Raw genomic sequence first — 26,257 nt, 5'->3', positions numbered from 1 at the left:
ATCAACCTTATTGCACTGCAAATTGCTGGCGTACTTTACGCATCAGCAGGAAGATCCATGGCCAGAGCACACCGTTTACTACACTACTCCAGAACACTTCCGGACGGAAAGAGACGTTGATCACTAAAAACTCTGCCCAGAAAACAATGATATCCACGGCGAGCGATAACATCACCACCACCAGCGCCTGCTGCCAGAGCGCCAGATTGCGGAACAACTGATATTTCAGCGCCACCAGATAAGCCACGATACTTAATGATAGTGCGCGAACGCCAAGCGTAGAGCCACTGATGAGATCGAGGATAGCTCCCATCACAAAACCCGTGCCGACATTCACCCGATGGGGTAACGCGAGGATCCAGTACAGCAGGATAAGGAGTACCCAATTTGGCCGGTAGACGCTGATGTCCGCCGGCCAGGGCATAATCTGCAGCAATAGCGCAATGAGAAACGAGAGCCAGATAACCCAGCGTCCCTGGCTACGATAGCTTGCCACTATTGCCCCCCAGCAGGCAGAGGTTGCTGAGCCGGAGGCGGCGTTATGCCGGTTGCCGGAGCAGGCATTTGCGGCCCCATAGCATCCGGTGCAGGCAGAACCTGCGGCATCATCTGAGTCAGTCGTTCATTCGCGACGCGATGAACTTCTTCCGGCGTCATCGGGTTAGCGCCGTTGCGATCGGCTCCCCACAACAACAGCAGATAACGCAAACGCTGAAGGCCTGCGGTCGGGCGCGCCTGAATTACCGTATACGCGCGCTGTGTATCCAGCTTCACGGACGAGACCACACCAACTGGATACCCTTCAGGGAAACGACCACCGAGACCTGAAGTCACCAGGACGTCGCCCACACGAATGTCGGTATTAGCTGGCAGATGCTCCAGTTGAAGATCGTCAGTACAGCCATTACCCGCAGCAATCACGCGAATGTCGTTACGTAGTACCTGAATCGGTAACGCATGTGTTGCGTCGCAAATCAGCAGTACGCGGCTGGTCATCTTCGCCACGGCGACGACCTGACCAACGACGCCTTTATCGCTGATAACCGGCTGACCTTCATAAACGCCGTTAACGCTGCCTTTATCGATAACAACCTGATCGCTGTAAGGATCGTTAACCGTTGAGATGACCTGAGTCACCATTTTTTGCTCGTCCTGGCGCAGCGGAGAACCCAACAGCTCACGCAGACGCGCGTTCTCCTGTTTGTACTGACCCAGCATCAGTAAGTCGCTGTTCTTCAGCAACAGTTCCTGGCGCAGCGCGCGGTTTTCCAGTTCGAGCTGGTCACGGGTTGCCAGCGTTTGCGATACGCTGTCGAGTAGCTCCCGAGGACCATTAGAGACAAAGTAGAAAGGGCTGACGGCAGTATCCATGTACGTTCGGATTTGACTGAACGTACCCAGGCGGCTGTCGGCGATTATCACGCCAAGCGCCACCAAAACCGCCAGAATAAGGCGAATCTGTAGCGACGGGCCACGGCTAAAAATTGGCTTCATAGGCTATGCGTATTCTCGTGTCAGTTAAGACCGGGGCAGCCGTATGCCAGCCGCCCGGATCTCAGGCTGACTACTCTTCGCTGAACAAGTCGCCGCCGTGCATATCGATCATTTCCAATGCCTTACCGCCGCCACGAGCGACACAGGTCAGTGGATCTTCTGCAACTACGACAGGAATTCCTGTCTCTTCCATTAACAGACGGTCGAGGTTGCGCAGTAAAGCGCCGCCGCCGGTCAGAACCATACCGCGTTCGGAGATATCGGAAGCCAGTTCCGGTGGGCACTGTTCCAGCGCAACCATCACCGCGCTAACAATACCGGTCAACGGCTCCTGTAGCGCTTCGAGGATTTCGTTAGAATTCAGGGTAAAGCCACGTGGAACACCTTCCGCCAGGTTACGTCCGCGAACTTCAATCTCGCGCACTTCATCCCCCGGGTAAGCAGAGCCGATTTCATGCTTAATACGTTCGGCGGTGGCTTCGCCGATCAGGGAGCCATAGTTACGACGCACATAATTAATCACGGCTTCATCAAAACGGTCACCGCCGATACGTACGGAGGAGGAGTAAACTACGCCATTCAGGGAGATAACCGCCACTTCAGTGGTACCGCCGCCGATATCCACAACCATAGAACCGGTTGCTTCAGAAACCGGTAAGCCAGCACCGATCGCAGCCGCCATCGGCTCTTCAATCAGGAAAACTTCACGGGCGCCTGCGCCCTGCGCGGATTCACGAATAGCACGACGTTCAACCTGGGTCGCGCCAACCGGCACGCAGACCAGTACGCGCGGGCTCGGACGCATAAAGCTATTGCTGTGCACCTGTTTAATAAAGTGTTGAAGCATTTTTTCGGTGACGAAAAAGTCGGCGATAACGCCGTCTTTCATCGGGCGAATAGCGGCGATATTGCCCGGTGTACGCCCAAGCATCTGCTTCGCTTCATGACCAACAGCGGCGACGCTTTTCGGCGATCCGGCACGATCCTGACGAATGGCCACGACGGAAGGCTCATTCAATACGATGCCTTGTCCTTTTACATAGATAAGGGTATTCGCGGTACCCAGGTCAATGGACAGGTCATTGGAAAACATGCCACGAAATTTTTTTAACATACTAAGGGATAATCCTGAAAGCTGGGGCGGAAAACAAAATCCGCTTACTTTACCAACCACGCGCAGCAGCGACAAGGCGAAAAAATCATCTGCTGCGGTGAAAATTAGTGCAGTTCGTTTCCTTTGTTACAAATTTAACTGAGTCCGTCTGATGCTGAAATCTTCAGCAGCGCTCCGCGCTTGAATCTGTAACCTGTCAAAGGTCATGAACTGGCATTTACATTGCGATAATCCGGCAGGTAGACAAGCACACCCCCTTCACTATAGCGCGCGTTATTCTACGTGAAATCACGCTAAACGGCAGATCAAACAGAGTATCTTTGCGAATATTTTTTCACATTTGTGTCAAGTGGCTGTGAGGCGGCAAAAAATTCCCCCTGACCACCAGTGACACCGCATTGAGACAGCACCTGCCACTCGCTACGGCTGAGCACGCCCGTCGCGAAAACCTGAACCGGCATTCCCTTACAGGCTTCAACCAGGCTCTGAACCAGCAGTTGATTCTCACTGCGTTTTTCTATATTTCGCGATAATCCCGAATGCAGCTTAATAACTTCGACGTCAAGCTGCTTGATCCAACTGGTTCCAACCAGCGTCAGACCCGCCTGAACAACAGCCACCCGAATACCTAAAGCATTAATTAGCCGCATAACCGGCTGCAGACGGGCGATATATTGACAAACATCAGCCTCTGCAAGTTCAAAAATAATACGTCGACGCTGCGATTTTTCGCATTGCATCAAAGTATCGCGCAGCCAACGCTGGAATCGCGGGCGAATTAACGACTCAACCGTAATCTGTAAAGCGAGGTTTTCTTCCGGCCAGAAACCTAAAAATGGCAATATTCGGGTAATCTGCAGGCGGTCATACTCTTCTGCCAGACCGAATTGCAACACCATCGGCATATATTCCGCCGCAATCACTTCTTCTTTACCGTCATAAAGACGGCACATCAGTTCCCGGTGATGAACGCGCCCATCGCGAGTCACGGCGGGTTTCTGGTAGAGTCGCGGTCCGCCTCGGCTAAGCATTTGCTCAATCAGCGTTCGCCAGCGGACGTTACCACGGCCTTTCTCCGGCAAAGAATCATCATAGACTGCCCAACTATTACTGCCTTGTAGTACCGCATTGCGTGTTGCCGCTTCCGCGTGTTCCATGACCTGAGCCGCCGTTTGCCCACTGCGAAATGCACAGATCCCAATATGCATCATATCGTCGCGATCGAGAATTCGCGTCGGCGGCAGAGCATCCATGGCTTTCAATAGCAATCCGGCAATGCTGTCAGCCTCTTTTAACGTGCGATGAGGAAGCAGGACAGCAAAATCGCTACGGTGATAGCGGGCCAGCAGCGCGCCGGGGTAGCGCATAATAAAAGTGGAAAGCATGTTGATCAGCGTAAAGTAATGCTCTTCGGTCGCAGCACGTCCCCAGTTATCGCGCAGTAGATCGAAATCAGGCAATCGGATCATCATCACGATGCCATATGACCCGACTTTTTCCTGGTCTTCGAGCAGCGTCGTCAGCTGATTATCAAAGAACAGACGATTACTCAGCCCAGTTTTTGAGTCCTGAGCGACGTAAGAGCGAATCAGCGTATCCATACGACTTCGCTGATCGCTGGCAAACTGAAGTTCTGATAGCAGCATATCCAGCGCGCTACTGATGTTAGCCGGCCATTCATGTACCGATCCACGAACCTGCGGCCCACGCTCACCATTAAGAATGCGTGCGGCTCGCAGCTCCAGTAACTCCTGTCCTGCCAGTTGACGGCGGATCCAGCGCACGGAGAAAAAGATGATCAACACCATAAAGCCAATGGCGATAGAGAGCGGCGCGGTGACATGTAGAGAACGGAAATAATTAGCCATCGGATCCAGATAAACCAGATGGATAACCATACCAGGATGCTTAAGCGATGGCACCGTGATATTGCGAAACTGGTTGCTGCTGCCTAACGGGCGATAATTATCGGTACGTGAATGGCGGTAGACCGATTTGCCATTGAGCTGAAAATCAATGTGCACTACTTCCACCGGCGTCATCAGCTCATCCATCTGCGGTTCGAGCTGGTCAAAAGACATAGAAACCAGGCGGTTATCCAGCATCGTCGCCACGGCCTGGACGCGGTTGGACATTTTGAGCTGAATACCATTATAAAAACTCAGCGAAGAACCAATAAGCGTGACAAAGATAGTCAGGCTAGTCAGTAGCGTGACAAACGCTGAGAATTTCGTCGTTAATCGCATCCCTGTGTTAACTCCGCATGTGAATGACTACCCGACAAACATTCGGGCTCCTGTAGTGGCACTTAGGCTAAAGTAAGCACTAACTTGCTAAAGAGCGACGCATACTACCAAAGCTGGCGCATCTGGCAATTTATTGCGTTACATCGGTGTCATAATGCCGTTAGCGAGTATAGTCTGCAGAAAAAATTTTCCAATCATCCAACCTATGAGGATCGGCGCATGCAGGCTTTAATCTTAGAACAGCAGGATGGCAAAACAATCTCTTCGGTGCAAACCATTGACGCCAGCCAGTTGCCGCAGGGCGATGTGACAGTGGATATCCAATGGTCGAGCCTAAACTATAAAGATGCATTGGCCATCACCGGTAAAGGAAAAATCATCCGTAACTTTCCGATGATTCCTGGCATCGATTTCGCAGGCTCTGTGCACAGTAGCGAAGATCCACGCTTCCATGCAGGCCAGCAAGTGCTGTTAACCGGGTGGGGTGTCGGTGAAAACCACTGGGGCGGACTCGCAGAGCGAGCTCGCGTAAAAGGCGACTGGCTGGTGGCAATGCCTCAAGGTCTGGATGGCCGTAAAGCAATGGCCATTGGCACCGCAGGTTTCACCGCCATGCTGTGCGTGATGGCGCTGGAAGATGCCGGTATTCGTCCTGAAGATGGCGAAATCGTTGTGACGGGTGCCAGCGGCGGCGTTGGCAGTACCGCGGTGGCTCTGCTGCATCATCTGGGATATCAGGTAGTGGCGGTGTCCGGTCGCGAAAGTACCCATGAATATCTGAAAAGCCTTGGTGCACAGCGCATCCTTAGCCGCGATGAGTTCGCCGAAACCCGCCCGCTGGAAAAACAGCTGTGGGCTGGTGCCGTAGATACCGTCGGCGATAAAGTGCTGGCGAAAGTGCTGGCGCAAATGAACTACGGCGGATGCGTAGCAGCCTGTGGTCTGGCTGGGGGATTCGCCCTGCCGACAACCGTGATGCCGTTTATTCTGCGCAACGTCCGCCTGCAGGGCGTGGACTCCGTCATGACCCCGCCCGCTCGCCGTGCTCAAGCCTGGCTGCGACTGGTTCACGATCTGCCGGAGTCATTCTATGCGCAAAGCGCAACTGAAATTACCCTCGCCGAAGCCCCTGAGTTTGCCGATAAGATTATGGCTAACCAGATTCAGGGCCGCACGCTGGTGAAGATCGCCTAATCTGCAATTTTTCGTGACATATTCGCGATAAGTCTCCGCCTCCGTCATGCTTAGAAAAATGCATGACGGAGGATGCCATGAAACTGAAAAAACTAACGGAAGCCGACGTGACGGCAGAATCCGTTTTTATGCTGCAACGTCGCCAGGTGCTGAAAATGTTAGGCATCAGCGCGACCGCCCTTTCACTCTCTCCCACCGCGCAAGCGGATCTGCTGGATTGGTTTAAAGGCAACGACCGCCCACCAGCACCTGCAGGTAAAGCACTGACTTTCGATAAACCAGAACAGTGGCAAAACAATCTGACGCTGACGCCGGAAGATAAAGTATCCGGCTACAACAACTTCTATGAATTTGGGCTCGATAAAGCTGACCCTGCGGCCAATGCTGGCAGCCTGCGCACCGATCCGTGGACGCTGACGATCGGTGGCGAAGTGGCGAAACCGCTGACGCTCGATCATGATGACCTGACCAGGCGATTCCCGCTGGAGGAGCGTATTTACCGGATGCGCTGCGTCGAAGCCTGGTCGATGGTGGTTCCGTGGGTCGGATTCCCGTTACATAAATTACTCTCGCTGGTCGAACCCACCAGCAACGCCCGCTACGTGGCATTTAAAACCCTTTACGCCCCTGAGCAAATGCCAGGCCAGAAAGATCGCTTTATCGGCGGCGGGCTGGCATACCCATACGTTGAGGGGCTGCGGCTTGATGAGGCGATGCATCCTCTGACTCTGCTCAGCGTTGGCGTATATGGCAAAGCGCTGCCGCCGCAGAACGGCGCGCCGGTTCGGTTAACCGTTCCCTGGAAATACGGCTTTAAAGGGATCAAGTCCATCGTCAGTATCGAACTGACTCGCGAGCGCCCACCCACGACCTGGAACCTGGCCGGTCCTGATGAATATGGTTTCTACGCCAACGTCAATCCGCACGTCGATCACCCCCGCTGGTCACAGGCTACCGAGAGATTTATCGGCGCGGGCGGCGTCCTCGATGTCAAACGTCAGCCAACGCTGTTGTTCAACGGCTATGCTGATGAAGTTGCATCGCTGTACCGGGGCCTGAATTTGCGGGAGAACTACTAGTGCGCCTGAACGTAAAACAGATAACCGGGCTGAAAGTGATACTCCATCTGGCCGGTTTTTTACCCTTGATATGGCTTTTCTGGGCAGGAAATCAGGGGTATTTCAGCGCCGACCCGGCAAAAGATATTCAGCACTTTACCGGTAGGATGGCTCTTAAATTCCTGCTGGCGACCTTGCTTGTCTCTCCGCTGGCGCGCTACGCTAAGCAGCCTTTATTGATACGCACCCGACGCTTATTAGGTTTATGGTGCTTTGCCTGGGCCACGCTGCATTTGACCAGCTACACGCTGCTCGAACTCGGCATTAACAATCTGGCGCTATTGGGCACGGAAGTGCTCACCAGGCCTTACCTGACGTTGGGCTTAATTAGTTGGTTGATACTGCTGGCCCTTGCGGCGACATCTACCCAGGCGATGCAGCGAAAACTTGGCCGCCGCTGGCAAACATTACATAACTTCATCTATTTAGCTGCGATCCTCGCCCCCATCCACTATCTGTGGTCGGTGAAGATTTTATCCCCGCAGCCGATAATCTATGCACTGCTGGCGGTCCTCGTTTTAGCATGGCGATACAAGAAGTTCCGCCAGTGGTGGCGCTAATTTCGGATGTGTGCAGTTTCCCGCAGATCTTTTATCAACCGCGACTCTTTACACGATAGCGGTTGATAATCTTCCCTGATAAGACCAGTATTTAGCTGCCAAATGCTACGAAATAGTTATAATGTGCGACTTTGGTTTTCCTGACGGGCTTTTTGAGTCCCGAAAAGGTGACAATCGCACATCGAAGGTATATTTTGTTTTTTACCCGAGAATGGCAGAAGATGGCCGCATGATAGCTGATAAGTTCCGCATTTTGCTACTAGACTATCGGAGCTTACCTGTCGACCTCAAAAGAGACGCGGCGTCTTGTTCGTAGCAGTAGTTCATATGCTTTACAGACGGTGCTAACACGCCTGTCACAATCACACTAAACAAAGAGTACGGAACCCACTCATGGATATTCGTAAGATAAAAAAACTGATCGAGCTGGTTGAAGAATCAGGCATCTCCGAACTGGAAATTTCTGAAGGCGAAGAGTCTGTACGCATCAGTCGTGCCGCGCCGAACGTAGGTTTCCCGGTGATGCAACAGGCTTACGCTGCACCGATGATGCAGCAGCCAGCTTTGTCTAACGCTGTCGCTCCGGCGGCAACTCCAGCAATGGAAGCCCCTGCAGCAGCGGAAATCAGTGGTCACATCGTACGTTCCCCAATGGTTGGTACTTTCTACCGCACCCCGAGCCCGGACGCGAAAGCGTTCATCGAAATCGGTCAGAAAGTTAACGCGGGCGATACCCTGTGCATCGTTGAAGCCATGAAAATGATGAACCAGATCGAAGCCGATAAATCCGGCGTGGTGAAAGCCATTCTGGTCGAAAGTGGTCAACCGGTAGAATTTGACGAGCCACTGGTCGTCATCGAATAACGAGGCGAACATGCTGGATAAAATTGTTATCGCCAACCGTGGCGAGATTGCATTGCGTATCCTGCGTGCCTGTAAAGAATTAGGCATCAAGACCGTTGCTGTGCACTCAACGGCGGATCGCGATTTAAAACACGTATTGTTAGCGGATGAGACGGTCTGTATCGGCCCGGCTCCGTCCGTAAAAAGCTATCTGAATATCCCGGCAATCATCAGCGCCGCTGAAATTACTGGCGCGGTGGCTATTCATCCGGGTTATGGTTTTCTCTCAGAAAACGCGAATTTCGCCGAACAGGTAGAACGTTCTGGCTTTATCTTTATCGGCCCGAAAGCAGACACCATCCGCCTGATGGGCGACAAAGTGTCTGCTATCACCGCGATGAAGAAAGCGGGCGTGCCGACCGTTCCCGGTTCCGACGGCCCTCTGGGCGACGATATGGATGTTAACCGTGCTCATGCGAAACGCATTGGCTACCCGGTGATTATCAAAGCATCCGGCGGCGGCGGCGGTCGCGGTATGCGCGTTGTTCGCGGTGATGCCGAACTGGCGCAATCCATCTCCATGACTAAAGCTGAAGCGAAAGCCGCTTTCAGCAACGACATGGTTTATATGGAGAAATATCTGGAGAATCCTCGTCATATTGAGATCCAGGTTCTTGCTGACGGCCAGGGCAACGCTATCTATCTGGCGGAACGCGACTGCTCTATGCAGCGTCGTCACCAGAAAGTGGTCGAAGAAGCGCCAGCACCGGGCATTACTCCGGAACTGCGTCGCTATATCGGCGAGCGCTGCTCCAAAGCATGCGTGGATATCGGCTATCGCGGGGCGGGTACTTTCGAGTTCCTGTTTGAAAACGGCGAGTTCTATTTCATCGAAATGAACACCCGTATTCAGGTTGAACACCCGGTAACTGAAATGATCACCGGCGTTGACCTGATCAAAGAGCAATTGCGTATTGCAGCTGGTCAGCCGCTGTCCATCAAACAGGATGAAGTCGTGGTTAAAGGCCATGCGGTGGAATGCCGTATCAACGCCGAAGACCCGAACACCTTCCTGCCGAGTCCGGGTAAAATTACTCGCTTCCACGCGCCGGGCGGTTTTGGTGTACGTTGGGAGTCTCATATCTACGCAGGTTACACCGTGCCTCCGTACTATGACTCAATGATCGGTAAGCTTATCTGCTACGGCGAAAACCGTGATGTGGCGATTGCACGTATGAAAAATGCGTTGCAGGAACTGATTATCGATGGCATCAAAACCAACGTTGATCTGCAGATTCGTATCATGAACGACGAGCATTTCCAGAATGGTGGTACCAATATCCACTATCTGGAGAAAAAACTCGGATTGCAGGAGAAGTAATACTGCCATCGTTGCAAGAGGCCGGATAATCCGGCCTTTTTCTTTTTCTCTCTTCTCATCTTTTCCATGCGGTACAATCCCCGCTTTCTTCATCTTCAAGGGACAAAAATGGACAAACGGTTTGTTCAGGCCCATAAAGAAGCGCGCTGGGCGCTGTGGCTGACCCTCCTCTATCTTGCTGCCTGGCTGGCTGGTGCCTATCTGCCGGGCGTGGGTATTGGTATAACCGGCCTGCCACATTGGTTCGAAATGGCCTGTCTGCTGGTACCACTGCTGTTTATCCTACTGTGTTGGGGAATGGTGCGTTTCATTTTCCGCGACATCTCTCTGGAGGATAACGATGCAGTTTGAAATCATCGTCGTCCTGCTTGCCTACCTGTGTTTGGTATTCGGGCTGTCGTTTTACGCGATGCGCAAACGCAGTAGCGGCAATTTTCTCAGCGAGTATTTTCTCGGGAGCCGTTCAATGGGTGGTTTCGTCCTCGCGATGACGCTGACGACCACCTATATCAGTGCCAGCTCATTTATTGGTGGACCGGGAGCCGCCTATAAATACGGGCTTGGCTGGGTGCTGCTGGCCATGATTCAGGTTCCGACAATCTGGCTCTCGCTCGGCATTCTTGGCAAGAAATTCGCTATCCTGGCACGGCGTTACAACGCGATCACCCTGAACGATATGCTACAGGCGCGTTATCAAAGTCGCGCGGTCGTATGGATAGCCAGCGTGAGCCTGCTGGTCGCTTTTGTCGGGGCGATTGCTGTGCAGTTTATCGGCGGAGCCCGACTGCTGGAGACAGCCGCCGGAATTAAGTATGAAAATGGGTTGCTGATCTTTGGCATCACCATTGCGTTGTATACGGCCTTCGGCGGCTTTCGCGCCAGCGTCCTCAATGACACCATGCAGGGTATGGTAATGCTGATCGGCACAATCGTGCTGCTGGTTGGCGTCGTCCACACAGCTGGCGGTTTACATAATGCTGTCGATACGCTACAGCACATCGACCCGAAGCTGGTATCGCCACACGGTGCGGATGATATTCTCACCCCTGCCTTTATGATGTCCTTTTGGGTGCTGGTATGCTTCGGCGTTATCGGCCTACCGCATACCGCCGTGCGCTGTATTTCCTATAAGGATAGTAAAGCCGTCCACCGCGGGATCATTATCGGTACCATTGTTGTCGCGATCCTAATGTTTGGTATGCATCTGGCCGGCGCGCTGGGAAGAGCGGTGCTGCCTGACCTGACCGTCCCGGATCAAGTGATCCCGACTCTGATGGTACAGGTCCTGCCGCCGTGGGCCGCCGGCCTGTTTCTGGCCGCGCCAATGGCCGCAATCATGTCGAACGTTAACGCCCATTTATTGCAGGCATCGGCTACGATCATTAAAGATCTTTGGCTCAGCGCACAACCGGCAAAAAGACATAACGAGCAGAAGCTAAAGCGGATCTCAACGATCACTACGCTGGTACTAGGGATCCTGATGATGCTCGCCGCCTGGCGTCCGCCTGAGATGATCATCTGGCTCAACCTGCTGGCATTCGGTGGGCTTGAGGCTGTGTTCTTATGGCCACTGGTGCTGGGTCTGTACTGGGAACGTGCGAACGCCAAAGGCGCATTGAGCGCCATGATCGTCGGCGGCGTACTGTATGCCATACTCGCCACTTTTAATATTCAGTATCTGGGGTTCCACCCGATCGTGCCCTCGTTACTGCTAAGTTTGTTGGCTTTCCTGGTCGGAAACCGTTTTGGTTCCTCCGCCCCGCAAGCCGCCATGTTGACTACTGATAAATAAAGAGTTCTGCCATGCCATGGATCCAACTGAAACTGAACACTACCGGTGCAAACGCGGAAGAACTGAGTGATGCCCTGATGGAAGCGGGCTCCGTTTCTATCACTTTCCAGGACACTCACGACACGCCGGTGTTTGAACCTTTGCCCGGTGAAACCCGCCTGTGGGGCGATACCGATGTTATTGGTCTGTTTGACGCAGAAACGGACATGAAAGAGGTGGTTGCACTTCTGGAACAGCATCCGCTTCTGGGTACCGGTTTCGTACATAAAATCGAACAGCTTGAAGACAAAGACTGGGAACGCGAATGGATGGATAACTTCCATCCCATGTGCTTCGGTAAGCGTCTGTGGATCTGCCCTAGCTGGCGCGATGTGCCGGATAAGAATGCCGTCAACGTGATGCTCGACCCGGGTCTGGCGTTTGGTACTGGTACGCATCCTACAACTGCAATGTGTCTACAGTGGCTGGATGGACTCGATCTCGAAGGCAAAACGATTATCGATTTTGGCTGCGGCTCCGGCATCCTGGCCATCGCTGCATTAAAACTGGGCGCAGCGAAAGCCATCGGTATTGATATTGACCCGCAGGCTATTCAGGCCAGCCGCGATAACGCCGAGCGTAATGGGGTTTCTGAGCGACTTGAACTCTATCTGCCGAAAGATCAGCCAGACGCCATGAAAGCCGATGTAGTGGTCGCAAACATACTGGCCGGCCCTTTACGCGAGTTAGCTCCTCTTATCAGCGTGCTGCCAGTTACAGGCGGTCTGTTGGGCCTTTCCGGTATCCTTGCCAGCCAGGCAGAGAGAGTTTGTGAAGCCTATGCTGAGCTCTTTGACCTCGACCCGGTGGTGGAGAAAGAAGAGTGGTGCCGGATCACCGCTTGTAAAAAATAATCTTCTCTGTGGCCTCTCAGCAGGCCACATTTCTCCGCGTTTTCTGTGCAACCCCTCCGTTCAGCGGTTCTCTAACCACTCCACCTTGTTCCGAAGGCGTCACCTGGATTGTCCTCAAACATCCCCTGACACTTTCTGCCGTACAGTTGGAAAACTTCAGCCATACCATGCATCACGATAACAATCGCCCGACACAGCCGCTAAATGGTCTCGTAGTCGTCGAGTAATCTTAAGATACGCTTCACGATCATGTTCTGAAAATGAGAGCATAGTCACATTAAGTTGGGATAATTTGTTGATTTATTCAGCAGATTATCTTGTCAGTCCGTGACCTGATGAAGAAAAAACGAGAAGTTACGCAAAATTATATGTGTAGATAAATTCAACGCAAATTCTTAATTCAATGATTTATATAGTTAATTATTCATAGTCGCTTAATTGTACAGCGATTCTTTGATCCATCTCAGTGGATTGGTTAAAGTTTGGCCTTTCATCTCATGCAAAAAATGCGTAATATACGCCGCCTTGCAGTCACATATGGTCATTTCTTAACTCATGCGTATCGGACAATACCAGCTCAGAAATCGCCTGATCGCAGCGCCAATGGCTGGCATTACTGACAGACCATTCAGGACGCTGTGCTACGAGATGGGAGCAGGATTGACCGTATCCGAGATGATGTCTTCTAACCCTCAGGTTTGGGAAAGTGACAAATCTCGTTTACGGATGGTACATGTTGATGAGCCCGGTATTCGTACCGTGCAAATCGCCGGTAGCGTTCCGGAAGAAATGGCTGCAGCCGCCCGAATTAACGTGGAAAGCGGTGCCCAAATTATTGATATCAATATGGGGTGCCCGGCTAAAAAGGTGAATCGTAAGTTTGCAGGTTCAGCCCTCTTGCAGTACCCCGATCAGGTTAAGTCAATCCTGACGACGGTCGTCAAGGCAGTGGACGTTCCCGTGACTCTCAAGATTCGCACCGGTTGGGAACCGGAACACCGTAACTGTGTAGAGATTGCCCAACTGGCTGAAGAATGTGGCATTCAGGCTCTGACTATTCACGGACGCACACGCGCCTGTTTGTTTAACGGAGATGCTGAGTACGACAGTATTCGGGCAGTTAAGCAGAAAGTTTCCATTCCGATTATCGCGAATGGTGACATTACTGACCCGCTTAAAGCCAGAGCTGTGCTCGACTATACGGGGGCTGATGCCCTTATGATAGGCCGCGCGGCTCAGGGAAGACCCTGGATCTTTCGGGAAATCCAGCACTATCTGGACACTGGAGAGCTGCTGCCCCCGCTGCCTTTGGCAGAGGTTAAGCGCTTGCTTTGTGCGCACGTTCGGGAACTGCATGACTTTTACGGTCAGGCAAAAGGGTACCGAATCGCGCGTAAACACGTATCCTGGTATCTCCAGGAGCACGCTCCAAATGACCAGTTTCGGCGCACATTCAACGCCATAGAAGATTCCAGCGAACAGCTGGCGGCGTTGGAGGCATACTTCGAAAATTTTGCGTAATAGAAATAAAGAGCTGACAGAACTATGTTCGAACAACGCGTAAATTCTGACGTACTGACCGTTTCTACCGTTAACTCTCAGGATCAGGTAACTCAAAAACCCCTGCGTGACTCGGTTAAACAGGCACTGAAGAACTATTTTGCTCAACTGAACGGTCAGGATGTGAGTGACCTGTATGAGCTGGTACTGGCTGAAGTAGAACAGCCCCTGTTGGACATGGTGATGCAATACACCCGTGGTAACCAGACGCGTGCTGCCCTGATGATGGGTATCAACCGTGGTACTCTGCGTAAGAAACTGAAAAAATACGGCATGAACTGATACTAATCAGTTAACTGTATGATTAAAAAGGCGCTCTTCGGCATGGGGAAGCGCCTTTTTTATTTTCTCTGATTTATCAATTTACTACCCCCGCAGCCCATTTGCATGACTATTTACACCGCAAAGTACCGACATAATATTATCCACCAAAGCGGGAGCCTGTTGATGAAGATCGAATTGTTCCGGCTCCATTAACCAGTTTTTGATAATGCCGGTAAATGCACTGTGTAAGACAATCAATAAAATTTCAACGTTTGTTTCAGCTGGTAATAATCTATTACTAAGACAACGCTGTAAAACCCCTCGAATAATGGGATAGCTAAAACCAATTCTTTTACGAATCTCTACCTCTGACATCATATCGCTGGAAAATTCGCATTTATGATACAGAATTTGCATTAACGCACGCTGTCTGGGATTATCGGCAATATATTGCAAACCTGTAATAAATTTCGCCCGTAAATTGCCTAACAGATCCTGACTATCTGTCGGAATTTGATGCTGAAGCAGATCTCGTAACGGTTGCTGTTGTTGCCACATCTCGTTAAACAGTTCTGCTTTACTGGAGAAGTGCCAATATACAGCCCCTCGCGTCACGCCAGCAGCATCAGCGATGTCAGTTAGCGTAGTGTTGGTGACCCCACGCAGAGCGAATTGCTGAATGGCAGACTCAATCAGGAGCTGCCGCGTCTTTAACGCATCTTCTTTTGTTCTTCTTGGCATACGATGCTCCATTTAACGCCATATCTATAATATAAGAAATACCAGGATACATATAAATCTAGCATCAGATAATCAATATTGTTTAGCAAAAACACAGATAAGCAAAATCTCAACAAAAAAAACAATAAATACACAAACCAAATAATTAACAAGTGCATTATTCATTTAATGAATATCAATGTAAGAGAATTTTAACTTGAGATCATTCTTAGATTAAAATGACTATTGCTTTGCTTTTGCGTGCCTTGCTGATGGCTAAAAAATAACTATTCCTTACATACCTCGTTTTTTATTTGTAGGATAACAAACCGCATTTTTATCCATTATTTCTTTCACAGATTGGTTGCCAAACTCGGCCCGCAATCTATAAGGAACAGCAATGACGAGTCACGCCCGGGTTACACTTTTATCCAGCCTAATCATCTCTACCATCTTGCTTAGCGGTTGCGATAATTCAGGTGATCAACAACCGCATACGCAGATACCTCAGGTTTCAGTCCATATTGTAAGCAGCGCGCCGCTGTCAGTGACCACGGAACTTCCGGGTCGAACATTAGCATACCGCGTTGCGGAAGTACGCCCGCAGGTTAGCGGAATTATTCTACAGCGTAACTTTGTCGAAGGTAGCGATGTCAATGCCGGGCAGTCTCTCTATCAAATCGACCCGGCGACTTATCAAGCCGCTTATAACAGCGCAAAAGGTGATGAAGCCAAAGCCGAAGCAGCAGCGACCATCGCTCATCTGACGGTGAAACGCTACGCACCTCTTCTCGGAACACAATACATCAGCCAGCAGGAATACGATCAGGCTGTAGCGACCGCACGTCAGGCTGATGCCGATGTTATTGCCGCAAAAGCCACCGTCGAAAGTGCGCGCATTAATCTGGCTTACACCAAAGTGACATCGCCAATCGGCGGTCGCATCGGTAAATCCAGCGTGACTGAAGGCGCCCTCGTGACCAATGGGCAGGCAGATGCAATGGCAACGGTACAGCAACTCGATCCGATTTATGTCGATGTCACCGAATCCAGTAATGATTTCATGCGTCTGAAACAGGAAAGCCTGCAGCACGGCAGCGATACCAAAAGCGTGCAGCTAATTATGGAAAACGGTCAACCTTACGCGCTAAAAGGCACTCTGCAATTCTCCGACGTCACAGTGGATGAAAGCACTGGCTCAATTACGCTGCGAGCAATCTTTCCGAATCCACAACATTCGCTGTTGCCGGGGATGTTCGTCCGCGCCCGCATTGATGAAGGCGTAGCTCCGAATGCCATTCTGGTTCCTCAGCAGGGAGTCACCCGCACACCACGTGGTGATGCCAGCGTGATGATCGTTAATGACAAAAACCAGGTTGAAAGCCGCCAGGTTGCGACCTCACAGGCGATTGGCGATAAGTGGTTAATTACCAGCGGTCTTAAATCTGGTGAAAAAGTTATTGTCAGCGGTCTGCAGAAGGTTCGTCCCGGCGTCACAGTGAAGGCCGAAGTGGATACCGCGACATCCGTCGCGCAATAAGGTACGAATAACTATGTCTAAGTTTTTTATCCATCGACCGGTATTCGCCTGGGTGCTGGCCATCATTATGATGATTGCTGGCGGTCTCGCAATTATGCAACTGCCTATTGCACAATACCCGACGATCGCCCCACCAGCTGTTGCCATATCTGCGACCTATCCAGGTGCCGATGCGCAGACCGTGCAGGATACTGTGACTCAGGTTATCGAACAGAACATGAATGGTATCGATAACCTGATGTACATGTCTTCAACCAGTGATTCCGCAGGCGGCGTCACCATCACCTTGACCTTCACATCGGGTACAGATCCGGATATTGCGCAAGTCCAGGTACAGAATAAGCTCCAGCTCGCCACACCACTGCTACCTCAGGAAGTGCAGCAACAGGGGATTAGCGTTGAGAAATCAAGCAGCAGTTTCCTGCTGGTCGCTGGATTCATCTCCGATAACACCAGCACTACTCAGGATGATATTTCTGACTACGTTGCATCAAACGTCAAAGATACTATTAGCCGACTTAACGGCGTTGGCGACGTACAACTCTTCGGGGCCCAATATGCCATGCGTGTTTGGCTGGATGGCAACCTGCTGAATAAGTACAACCTGACGCCTGTTGATGTGATTAACCAGTTGCAGGTACAGAATGATCAGATTGCCGCAGGCCAACTTGGCGGAACACCCGCTATTAAAGGCCAACAATTAAACGCGTCAATCATTGCTCAAACACGACTTAAAGACCCTGCAGAGTTTGGCAAGGTGACGCTGCGGGTAAACGCTGACGGCTCAGTGGTTCATCTGAAAGACGTGGCTCGCATTGAGCTGGGCGGTGAAAACTATAACGTCGTCGCCAAAATTAACGGTAAACCAGCATCCGGGCTGGGGATTAAGCTTGCTACCGGCGCCAATGCCCTCGATACCGCTGCCGCGATTAAAGCAAAGCTTGCTGAACTACAGCCCTACTTTCCGCAGGGAATGAAAGTCGTTTACCCTTACGACACCACACCGTTCGTGAAGATCTCTATTCATGAGGTGGTGAAGACGCTGTTTGAAGCGATTATTCTCGTCTTCCTGGTGATGTATCTGTTCCTCCAGAACATTCGTGCCACATTGATCCCCACCATTGCGGTTCCTGTCGTCTTGCTTGGCACATTCGCCGTGCTGGCTACCTTTGGCTATTCCATCAACACGCTAACGATGTTCGGTATGGTGCTGGCAATAGGATTGCTGGTCGATGATGCCATCGTGGTGGTGGAAAACGTCGAGCGCGTGATGGTTGAAGAGAGGCTATCCCCAAAAGAAGCGACAGAAAAATCAATGTCGCAAATTCAGGGGGCGCTGGTTGGTATAGCCATGGTGCTATCGGCAGTTTTTGTTCCCATGGCCTTCTTTGGCGGTTCTACGGGCGCGATCTATCGCCAATTCTCCATTACTATCGTCTCAGCGATGGCGCTATCCGTGTTGGTTGCACTGATTCTGACTCCTGCACTTTGCGCCACTTTATTGAAACCCACCTCAGCCGATCATCATGAGAAGAAAGGTTTTTTTGGCTGGTTTAATGCGAAATTTGACCGTAGTGTCAACCACTACACCAACAGCGTCAGCGGAATACTACGCTGTACCGGGCGCTATCTCATCATCTATCTGCTGATTGTCGTTGGCATGGCTGTACTGTTTATGCGTCTGCCAACCTCCTTTTTACCGGATGAGGATCAGGGGGTATTTATGACCATGATTCAACTTCCATCAGGCGCAACGCAAGAACGTACTCAGAAGGTCCTCGATACCGTTACCGACTACTATCTGCATAAAGAGAAGACGAATGTTGAAAGCGTCTTTACCGTTAACGGTTTTAGCTTTAGCGGCCAGGGACAAAACTCCGGCATGGCATTTGTCAGTCTGAAGCCATGGGAGGCGCGCAGTGGTTCGGAGAATGGGGTTGAAGCAATCATCAAGCGAGCCACGGTCGCATTCAGCCAGATTAAAGACGCCATGGTTTTCCCATTTAATCTCCCCGCAATTATTGAGTTGGGTACCGCGACAGGCTTCGACTTTGAACTTATCGACCAGGGTAACCTCGGCCATAGCGCGCTGACTCAAGCACGAAATCAGTTGCTTGGTATGGTAAGAGAACATCCGGATCAACTGGTTCGCGTACGACCAAATGGGCTTGAAGATACTCCGCAATTTAAGCTCGATGTTGATCAGGAGAAAGCCCAGGCACTGGGTATTTCACTATCTGATATCAATGAAACCATTTCCGCAGCGCTAGGCGGCTATTACGTTAATGATTTTATTGACCATGGTAGGGTTAAAAAAGTCTATGTTCAGGCTGACGCCCATTTCCGTATGTTGCCAAGCGACATCAATAGTATGTACGTCCGTAGCGCTAATGGCGAAATGGTACCATTCTCAGCTTTTGTAACCTCACACTGGGTTTATGGTTCTCCGCGCCTGGAGCGTTATAACGGCTTACCTTCGATGGAAATTCTGGGTGAAGCCGCTCCGGGCAAAAGTACCGGTGATGCAATGATTTTAATGGAACAACTAGCAAACAAGTTGCCTACTGGTATTGGCTTCGACTGGACAGGAATGTCTTATCAGGAACGCTTATCCGGTAATCAGGCACCTGCTTTATATGCAATTTCGCTAATAGTGGTTTTCCTGTGTCTTGCCGCACTCTATGAAAGCTGGTCTATTCCATTCTCCGTAATGTTAGTCGTCCCGTTAGGGGTTATTGGGGCATTATTGGCTGCCTCATTACGTGGGCTTAATAATGATGTTTATTTTCAGGTAGGTTTATTAACGACGATCGGTCTCTCTGCCAAAAACGCTATTCTTATTGTCGAATTTGCGAAAGACCTTATGGATAAAGAAGGGAAGGGAATCATTGAAGCAACGCTCGAAGCATCTCGTATGCGTTTACGCCCTATCTTAATGACCTCATTGGCCTTTATTCTTGGGGTACTGCCCTTGGTTATTAGCCATGGGGCAGGCAGCGGGGCACAAAACGCCGTGGGTACGGGAGTGATGGGAGGAATGTTGACAGCAACGTTGCTGGCTATCTTCTTCGTACCAGTGTTCTTTGTTGTCGTAAGACGCCGCTTTACTAAGCATATCGAGTAAGCCTCTCTTTCCAAAGGCGCCATTCAGGCGCCTTTTTTTATGCCTGAAGTTTTTGATCATCCCGATAGAGATCAACGTGTTTATTATTTTTTAAAAGATCGCACGTTATTCAACTAGCCATATTATGACGACATAATCGCGTAAGTTTCTTCACGATATTTACGTTGCTCATAAATTGAGATTATTTACCCTACCCGTCCTCAGTATTACCGATGATAAAATAGGCTATTCCGTAATGTATGGGTTCCCATTACAGCGAAACGGATTATTTAGAGGTAACATCATGAAAAAATTCGTTTTAGTCACATTGTTGACAACGCTTCTCGCTGGTTGTGCACACGATTCTCCGTGCGTACCTGTCTATGACTCCGAAGGTAGATTAGTACACACTAATACCTGTATGAAAGGAACGACTCAGGACAACTGGGAAACCGCGGGTGCTATTGCCGGAGGCGCGGCTGCAATTGCAGGCTTGACGCTTGGCATTGTCGCACTAACTCGCTAATCACTTACAATCCCCGCTATGCACTGGTACCGGAGCTAATCCCGGTACCATTTTTCGGCAAGATACACTCAATATACTTAAGTTACTGCACCAATGCTCTGTGATCGGAATAGCGCAGGCCACTCTAACGATATAAACCGAAGCTGAATTGAGTACATAGCGCGAATTGATATTTTCACGCGATTAGAAACGCAAAAAGCCCATCCTGATGGATGGGCTTTTCACTTATTTGGTGCCTGGCAATGCCCTACTCTCACATGGGGAGACCCCACACTACCATCGGCGCTACGGCGTTTCACTTCTGAGTTCGGCATGGGGTCAGGTGGGACCACCGCGCTATCGTTGCCAGGCAAATTCTTTTCAAATCGCCGAACTTTAACCTAAAAACTGGTGCTGATACCCAGAGTCGAACTGGGGACCTCACCCTTACCAAGGGTGCGCTCTACCAACTGAGCCATATCAGCACACTAAATTTGATGCCTGGCAGTTCCCTACTCTCACATGGGGAGACCCCACACTACCATCGGCGCTACGGCGTTTCACTTCTGAGTTCGGCATGGGGTCAGGTGGGACCACCGCGCTGTCGCCGCCAGGCAAATTCTGTTTATCTGTATCAAGCTGAATTTCTCTCAAACCCGCCAAAACATCTTCGGCGTTGTAAGGTTAAGCCTCACGGTTCATTAGTACCGGTTAGCTCAACGTATCGCTACGCTTACACACCCGGCCTATCAACGTCGTCGTCTTCAACGTTCCTTCAGGACCCTTAAAGGGTCAGGGAGAACTCATCTCGGGGCAAGTTTCGTGCTTAGATGCTTTCAGCACTTATCTCTTCCGCATTTAGCTACCGGGCAATGCCATTGGCATGACAACCCGAACACCAGTGATGCGTCCACTCCGGTCCTCTCGTACTAGGAGCAGCCCCCCTCAATTCTCCAGCGCCCACGGCAGATAGGGACCGAACTGTCTCACGACGTTCTAAACCCAGCTCGCGTACCACTTTAAATGGCGAACAGCCATACCCTTGGGACCTACTTCAGCCCCAGGATGTGATGAGCCGACATCGAGGTGCCAAACACCGCCGTCGATATGAACTCTTGGGCGGTATCAGCCTGTTATCCCCGGAGTACCTTTTATCCGTTGAGCGATGGCCCTTCCATTCAGAACCACCGGATCACTATGACCTGCTTTCGCACCTGCTCGCGCCGTCACGCTCGCAGTCAAGCTAGCTTATGCCATTGCACTAACCTCCTGATGTCCGACCAGGATTAGCTAACCTTCGTGCTCCTCCGTTACTCTTTAGGAGGAGACCGCCCCAGTCAAACTACCCACCAGACACTGTCCGCAACCCGGATCACGGGTCCACGTTAGAACACCAGCCATTAAAGGGTGGTATTTCAAGGATGGCTCCATGCAGACTGGCGTCCACACTTCAAAGCCTCCCACCTATCCTACACATCAAGGACCAGTGTTCAGTGTCAAGCTATAGTAAAGGTTCACGGGGTCTTTCCGTCTTGCCGCGGGTACACTGCATCTTCACAGCGAGTTCAATTTCACTGAGTCTCGGGTGGAGACAGCCTGGCCATCATTACGCCATTCGTGCAGGTCGGAACTTACCCGACAAGGAATTTCGCTACCTTAGGACCGTTATAGTTACGGCCGCCGTTTACCGGGGCTTCGATCAAGAGCTTCTCCGCGAGGATAACCCCATCAATTAACCTTCCGGCACCGGGCAGGCGTCACACCGTATACGTCCACTTTCGTGTTTGCACAGTGCTGTGTTTTTAATAAACAGTTGCAGCCAGCTGGTATCTTCGACTGATTTCAGCTCCATGAGCAAGTCACTTCACTTACCATCAGCGTGCCTTCTCCCGAAGTTACGGCACCATTTTGCCTAGTTCCTTCACCCGAGTTCTCTCAAGCGCCTTGGTATTCTCTACCTGACCACCTGTGTCGGTTTGGGGTACGATTTGATGTTACCTGATGCTTAGAGGCTTTTCCTGGAAGCAGGGCATTTGTTACTTCAGCACCGTAGTGCCTCGTCATCACACCTCAGCGTTAAATGACGTTCCGGATTTACCTAAAACGCCCGCCTACATGCTTAAACCGGGACAACCGTCGCCCGGCTAACATAGCCTTCTCCGTCCCCCCTTCGCAGTAACACCGAGTACAGGAATATTAACCTGTTTCCCATCGACTACGCCTTTCGGCCTCGCCTTAGGGGTCGACTCACCCTGCCCCGATTAACGTTGGACAGGAACCCTTGGTCTTCCGGCGAGCGGGCTTTTCACCCGCTTTATCGTTACTTATGTCAGCATTCGCACTTCTGATACCTCCAGCAACCCTCACAGGCCACCTTCAACGGCTTACAGAACGCTCCCCTACCCAACAACACATAGTGTCGCTGCCGCAGCTTCGGTGCATGGTTTAGCCCCGTTACATCTTCCGCGCAGGCCGACTCGACCAGTGAGCTATTACGCTTTCTTTAAATGATGGCTGCTTCTAAGCCAACATCCTGGCTGTCTGTGCCTTCCCACATCGTTTCCCACTTAACCATGACTTTGGGACCTTAGCTGGCGGTCTGGGTTGTTTCCCTCTTCACGACGGACGTTAGCACCCGCCGTGTGTCTCCCGTGATAACATTCTTCGGTATTCGTAGTTTGCATCGGGTTGGTAAGTCGGGATGACCCCCTAGCCGAAACAGTGCTCTACCCCCGAAGATGAATTCACGAGGCGCTACCTAAATAGCTTTCGGGGAGAACCAGCTATCTCCCGGTTTGATTGGCCTTTCACCCCCAGCCACAAGTCATCCGCTAATTTTTCAACATTAGTCGGTTCGGTCCTCCAGTTAGTGTTACCCAACCTTCAACCTGCCCATGGCTAGATCACCGGGTTTCGGGTCTATACCCTGCAACTTAACGCCCAGTTAAGACTCGGTTTCCCTGCGGCTCCCCTATTCGGTTAACCTTGCTACAGAATATAAGTCGCTGACCCATTATACAAAAGGTACGCAGTCACCCAACAAGTGGGCTCCTACTGCTTGTACGTACACGGTTTCAGGTTCTGTTTCACTCCCCTCGCCGGGGTTCTTTTCGCCTTTCCCTCACGGTACTGGTTCACTATCGGTCAGTCAGGAGTATTTAGCCTTGGAGGATGGTCCCCCCATATTCAGACAGGATACCACGTGTCCCGCCCTACTCTTCGAGTTCACAGCCTGTGTGTTTTTGTGTACGGGAGTATCACCCTGTACCCTGCGACTTTCCAGACGCTTCCACTAACACACAAACTGATTCAGACTCTGGGCTCCTCCCCGTTCGCTCGCCGCTACTGGGGGAATCTCGGTTGATTTCTTTTCCTCGGGGTACTTAGATGTTTCAGTTCCCCCGGTTCGCTTCGTTAAGCTATGTATTCACTTAACGATAGTGTGTCGAAACACACTGGGTTTCCCCATTCGGAAATCGTCGGTTATAACGGTTCATATCACCTTACCGACGCTTATCGCAGATTAGCACGTCCTTCATCGCCTCTGACTGCCAGGGCATCCACCGTGTACGCTTAGTCGCTTAACCTCACAACCCGAAGATGTTTCACTTCATGATTGCGAAAATTTGAGAGACTCGAACACACCGTCATTCTGTTCTTATTACGGAGAACAGACACGGCGTGTCGTTTCAATTTTCAGCTTGATCCAGATTTTTAAAGAGCAAAACTTCGCAGTGCACCTTTTCAGGTACACTCTGAAGTTTTCTTGTTTTTTGCAGTAAAAGGATGGTGGAGCTATGCGGGATCGAACCGCAGACCTCCTGCGTGCAAGGCAGGCGCTCTCCCAGCTGAGCTATAACCCCATCGTAAAGACTTATCTCTGTACCGATAATTTGTCCTGAGACAAGGCGTGGAATGACGAAGCATACTGGCGTATGCGAGTCGTTTCACAACACAGTATCAGGGCAAATTTGGTAGGCCTGAGTGGACTTGAACCACCGACCTCACCCTTATCAGGGGTGCGCTCTAACCACCTGAGCTACAAGCCTGCAGAGATTTTTTACTGCTAATTTTTCATCAGACAATCTGTGTGAGCACTACAAAGGCAGGTTCTTTAAGGTAAGGAGGTGATCCAACCGCAGGTTCCCCTACGGTTACCTTGTTACGACTTCACCCCAGTCATGAATCACAAAGTGGTAAGCGCCCTCCCGAAGGTTAAGCTACCTACTTCTTTTGCAACCCACTCCCATGGTGTGACGGGCGGTGTGTACAAGGCCCGGGAACGTATTCACCGTGGCATTCTGATCCACGATTACTAGCGATTCCGACTTCACGGAGTCGAGTTGCAGACTCCGATCCGGACTACGACATACTTTATGAGGTCCGCTTGCTCTCGCGAGGTCGCTTCTCTTTGTATATGCCATTGTAGCACGTGTGTAGCCCTACTCGTAAGGGCCATGATGACTTGACGTCATCCCCACCTTCCTCCAGTTTATCACTGGCAGTCTCCTTTGAGTTCCCGACCGAATCGCTGGCAACAAAGGATAAGGGTTGCGCTCGTTGCGGGACTTAACCCAACATTTCACAACACGAGCTGACGACAGCCATGCAGCACCTGTCTCACGGTTCCCGAAGGCACCAAGCCATCTCTGGCAAGTTCCGTGGATGTCAAGAGTAGGTAAGGTTCTTCGCGTTGCATCGAATTAAACCACATGCTCCACCGCTTGTGCGGGCCCCCGTCAATTCATTTGAGTTTTAACCTTGCGGCCGTACTCCCCAGGCGGTCGACTTAACGCGTTAGCTCCGGAAGCCACTCCTCAAGGGAACAACCTCCAAGTCGACATCGTTTACAGCGTGGACTACCAGGGTATCTAATCCTGTTTGCTCCCCACGCTTTCGCACCTGAGCGTCAGTCTTTGTCCAGGGGGCCGCCTTCGCCACCGGTATTCCTCCAGATCTCTACGCATTTCACCGCTACACCTGGAATTCTACCCCCCTCTACAAGACTCTAGCCTGCCAGTTTCGAATGCAGTTCCCAGGTTGAGCCCGGGGATTTCACATCCGACTTGACAGACCGCCTGCGTGCGCTTTACGCCCAGTAATTCCGATTAACGCTTGCACCCTCCGTATTACCGCGGCTGCTGGCACGGAGTTAGCCGGTGCTTCTTCTGCGAGTAACGTCAATGAAAATGGTTATTAACCACTCCCCCTTCCTCCTCGCTGAAAGTACTTTACAACCCGAAGGCCTTCTTCATACACGCGGCATGGCTGCATCAGGCTTGCGCCCATTGTGCAATATTCCCCACTGCTGCCTCCCGTAGGAGTCTGGACCGTGTCTCAGTTCCAGTGTGGCTGGTCATCCTCTCAGACCAGCTAGGGATCGTCGCCTTGGTGAGCCGTTACCTCACCAACAAGCTAATCCCATCTGGGCACATCTGATGGCATGAGGCCCGAAGGTCCCCCACTTTGGTCTTGCGACGTTATGCGGTATTAGCTACCGTTTCCAGTAGTTATCCCCCTCCATCAGGCAGTTTCCCAGACATTACTCACCCGTCCGCCACTCGTCACCCGAGAGCAAGCTCTCTGTGCTACCGTTCGACTTGCATGTGTTAGGCCTGCCGCCAGCGTTCAATCTGAGCCATGATCAAACTCTTCAATTTAAGTTTGATGCTCGTGAATTAAACTTCGTAATGAATTACGTATGTTCACTCAGAGACTTGGTATTCATTTATTGTCCGGAGACATTAAGAATCCATGTCACTTTGAGTGCCCACACAGATTGTCTGATAAATTGTTAAAGAGCAGTGCAACGCGGCTTTCGCTCACCGTTGCGAGGTGGCGTATAATACGCTTTCCTCTTTCAGAGTCAACCTTATTTTCAGGTTTTTCTCTTCAACCGACCCGGCTGTTTGTGTGAAGTGATTCACATC

Annotated in this window: 18 protein-coding genes, 3 tRNA genes, 4 rRNA genes and 1 pseudogene; 14 read left to right on the top strand and 12 right to left on the bottom strand. The window is 51.1% G+C overall.

Annotated elements, in window-relative coordinates:
• Positions 1-7: 7 nt before the first annotated feature.
• From mreD to csrD, 4 genes are all read right to left on the bottom strand, one after another.
• Positions 8-496 (bottom strand): rod shape-determining protein MreD, encoded by a 489-nt coding sequence (gene mreD, locus DA718_RS02855; protein ID WP_004139709.1) that lies wholly within the window; start codon positions 494-496, stop codon positions 8-10.
• On the bottom strand, positions 496-1,494 hold the full coding sequence (mreC, locus tag DA718_RS02850; RefSeq protein WP_112213521.1) for a rod shape-determining protein MreC: 999 nt from the start codon (positions 1,492-1,494) through the stop codon (positions 496-498). Before mreC ends, mreD begins: the two co-directional genes overlap by 1 nt.
• A gap of 70 nt (positions 1,495-1,564) precedes the next feature.
• The gene (gene mreB, locus DA718_RS02845) at positions 1,565-2,608 is read right to left on the bottom strand and encodes a rod shape-determining protein MreB (RefSeq protein ID WP_002918653.1); all 1,044 of its coding nucleotides are present in this window, start codon (positions 2,606-2,608) and stop codon (positions 1,565-1,567) included.
• Between the two features lie 305 nt (positions 2,609-2,913).
• Positions 2,914-4,854: an RNase E specificity factor CsrD gene (gene csrD, locus DA718_RS02840; RefSeq protein WP_112213520.1), complete on the bottom strand. Its 1,941-nt coding sequence runs from the start codon at positions 4,852-4,854 to the stop codon at positions 2,914-2,916.
• 219 nt (positions 4,855-5,073) lie between these two features.
• Between csrD and acuI the strand changes: the two genes are divergently transcribed.
• The 11 genes and pseudogenes from acuI (at position 5,074) to fis (ending at position 14,477) form a co-directional block, all read left to right on the top strand.
• Entirely contained in the window at positions 5,074-6,048 is a 975-nt protein-coding gene (gene acuI, locus DA718_RS02835; protein WP_112213519.1) for an acrylyl-CoA reductase (NADPH), read from the top strand.
• 77 nt (positions 6,049-6,125) lie between these two features.
• The gene (gene msrP, locus DA718_RS02830) at positions 6,126-7,127 is read left to right on the top strand and encodes a protein-methionine-sulfoxide reductase catalytic subunit MsrP (RefSeq protein WP_112213518.1); all 1,002 of its coding nucleotides are present in this window, start codon (positions 6,126-6,128) and stop codon (positions 7,125-7,127) included.
• Positions 7,127-7,726, top strand: a complete 600-nt coding sequence (msrQ, locus tag DA718_RS02825) for a protein-methionine-sulfoxide reductase heme-binding subunit MsrQ (RefSeq protein WP_112213517.1) — start codon at positions 7,127-7,129, stop codon at positions 7,724-7,726. The genes msrP and msrQ overlap by 1 nt, the downstream gene beginning before the upstream one ends.
• A gap of 393 nt (positions 7,727-8,119) precedes the next feature.
• Positions 8,120-8,590, top strand: coding sequence for an acetyl-CoA carboxylase biotin carboxyl carrier protein (gene accB, locus DA718_RS02815; RefSeq protein WP_110272807.1), 471 nt, complete (start codon positions 8,120-8,122; stop codon positions 8,588-8,590).
• A 10-nt stretch (positions 8,591-8,600) separates the two neighbouring features.
• Positions 8,601-9,950, top strand: a complete 1,350-nt coding sequence (gene accC / locus DA718_RS02810; protein ID WP_112213516.1) for an acetyl-CoA carboxylase biotin carboxylase subunit — start codon at positions 8,601-8,603, stop codon at positions 9,948-9,950.
• A gap of 108 nt (positions 9,951-10,058) precedes the next feature.
• Positions 10,059-10,301: a YhdT family protein gene (locus DA718_RS02805; protein WP_112213515.1), complete on the top strand. Its 243-nt coding sequence runs from the start codon at positions 10,059-10,061 to the stop codon at positions 10,299-10,301.
• Entirely contained in the window at positions 10,291-11,742 is a 1,452-nt protein-coding gene (panF, locus tag DA718_RS02800) for a sodium/pantothenate symporter (protein ID WP_112213514.1), read from the top strand. Before DA718_RS02805 ends, panF begins: the two co-directional genes overlap by 11 nt.
• A gap of 11 nt (positions 11,743-11,753) precedes the next feature.
• Entirely contained in the window at positions 11,754-12,635 is an 882-nt protein-coding gene (gene prmA / locus DA718_RS02795; RefSeq protein WP_112213513.1) for a 50S ribosomal protein L11 methyltransferase, read from the top strand.
• 59 nt (positions 12,636-12,694) lie between these two features.
• A pseudogene (locus DA718_RS02790) lies at positions 12,695-12,862 on the top strand (carbonic anhydrase family protein); the annotation flags it as partial.
• Between the two features lie 328 nt (positions 12,863-13,190).
• Positions 13,191-14,156 (top strand): tRNA dihydrouridine synthase DusB, encoded by a 966-nt coding sequence (gene dusB, locus DA718_RS02785; RefSeq protein WP_112213512.1) that lies wholly within the window; start codon positions 13,191-13,193, stop codon positions 14,154-14,156.
• 24 nt (positions 14,157-14,180) lie between these two features.
• Positions 14,181-14,477, top strand: a complete 297-nt coding sequence (gene fis / locus DA718_RS02780; protein ID WP_003855228.1) for a DNA-binding transcriptional regulator Fis — start codon at positions 14,181-14,183, stop codon at positions 14,475-14,477.
• Between the two features lie 84 nt (positions 14,478-14,561).
• Here fis and envR read toward each other — a convergent pair whose 3' ends face one another.
• Positions 14,562-15,200, bottom strand: coding sequence for an acrEF/envCD operon transcriptional regulator (gene envR / locus DA718_RS02775; RefSeq protein ID WP_112213511.1), 639 nt, complete (start codon positions 15,198-15,200; stop codon positions 14,562-14,564).
• A gap of 379 nt (positions 15,201-15,579) precedes the next feature.
• Here envR and DA718_RS02770 point away from each other — a divergent pair, with 379 nt between their 5' ends.
• From DA718_RS02770 to DA718_RS02760, 3 genes are all read left to right on the top strand, one after another.
• Positions 15,580-16,719 carry an efflux RND transporter periplasmic adaptor subunit gene (locus tag DA718_RS02770; protein WP_112213510.1) on the top strand — a complete coding sequence of 380 codons (1,140 nt, stop codon included), beginning with the start codon at positions 15,580-15,582 and terminating at the stop codon, positions 16,717-16,719.
• A 13-nt stretch (positions 16,720-16,732) separates the two neighbouring features.
• Positions 16,733-19,843 (top strand): efflux RND transporter permease subunit, encoded by a 3,111-nt coding sequence (locus DA718_RS02765; RefSeq protein ID WP_112213509.1) that lies wholly within the window; start codon positions 16,733-16,735, stop codon positions 19,841-19,843.
• Between the two features lie 283 nt (positions 19,844-20,126).
• Entirely contained in the window at positions 20,127-20,348 is a 222-nt protein-coding gene (locus DA718_RS02760) for a hypothetical protein (protein WP_110272798.1), read from the top strand.
• A 234-nt stretch (positions 20,349-20,582) separates the two neighbouring features.
• Here the strand turns inward: DA718_RS02760 and rrf (DA718_RS02755) are convergent.
• From rrf (DA718_RS02755) to DA718_RS02725, 7 genes are all read right to left on the bottom strand, one after another.
• Positions 20,583-20,698, bottom strand: a 5S ribosomal RNA gene (gene rrf, locus DA718_RS02755).
• Positions 20,699-20,736: 38 nt separating this feature from the next.
• Positions 20,737-20,812, bottom strand: a tRNA-Thr gene (locus DA718_RS02750).
• 14 nt (positions 20,813-20,826) lie between these two features.
• Positions 20,827-20,942: ribosomal RNA gene (gene rrf / locus DA718_RS02745) — 5S ribosomal RNA — on the bottom strand.
• A 65-nt stretch (positions 20,943-21,007) separates the two neighbouring features.
• Positions 21,008-23,914: ribosomal RNA gene (locus DA718_RS02740) — 23S ribosomal RNA — on the bottom strand.
• A 200-nt stretch (positions 23,915-24,114) separates the two neighbouring features.
• A tRNA-Ala gene (locus tag DA718_RS02735) sits at positions 24,115-24,190 on the bottom strand.
• A 109-nt stretch (positions 24,191-24,299) separates the two neighbouring features.
• Positions 24,300-24,376: transfer RNA gene (locus DA718_RS02730), tRNA-Ile, on the bottom strand.
• 71 nt (positions 24,377-24,447) lie between these two features.
• Positions 24,448-25,987: ribosomal RNA gene (locus DA718_RS02725) — 16S ribosomal RNA — on the bottom strand.
• Together the 16S, 23S and 5S rRNA genes with 3 tRNA genes alongside form the textbook arrangement of a ribosomal RNA operon.
• Between the last annotated feature and the right edge of the window lie 270 nt (positions 25,988-26,257).

Source organism: Klebsiella huaxiensis, from assembly GCF_003261575.2.
GTDB lineage: Bacteria > Pseudomonadota > Gammaproteobacteria > Enterobacterales > Enterobacteriaceae > Klebsiella > Klebsiella huaxiensis.
The sequence above is the reverse complement of the archived record's forward strand: the minus strand, read 5'-3'. Positions and strand labels throughout refer to the sequence as shown.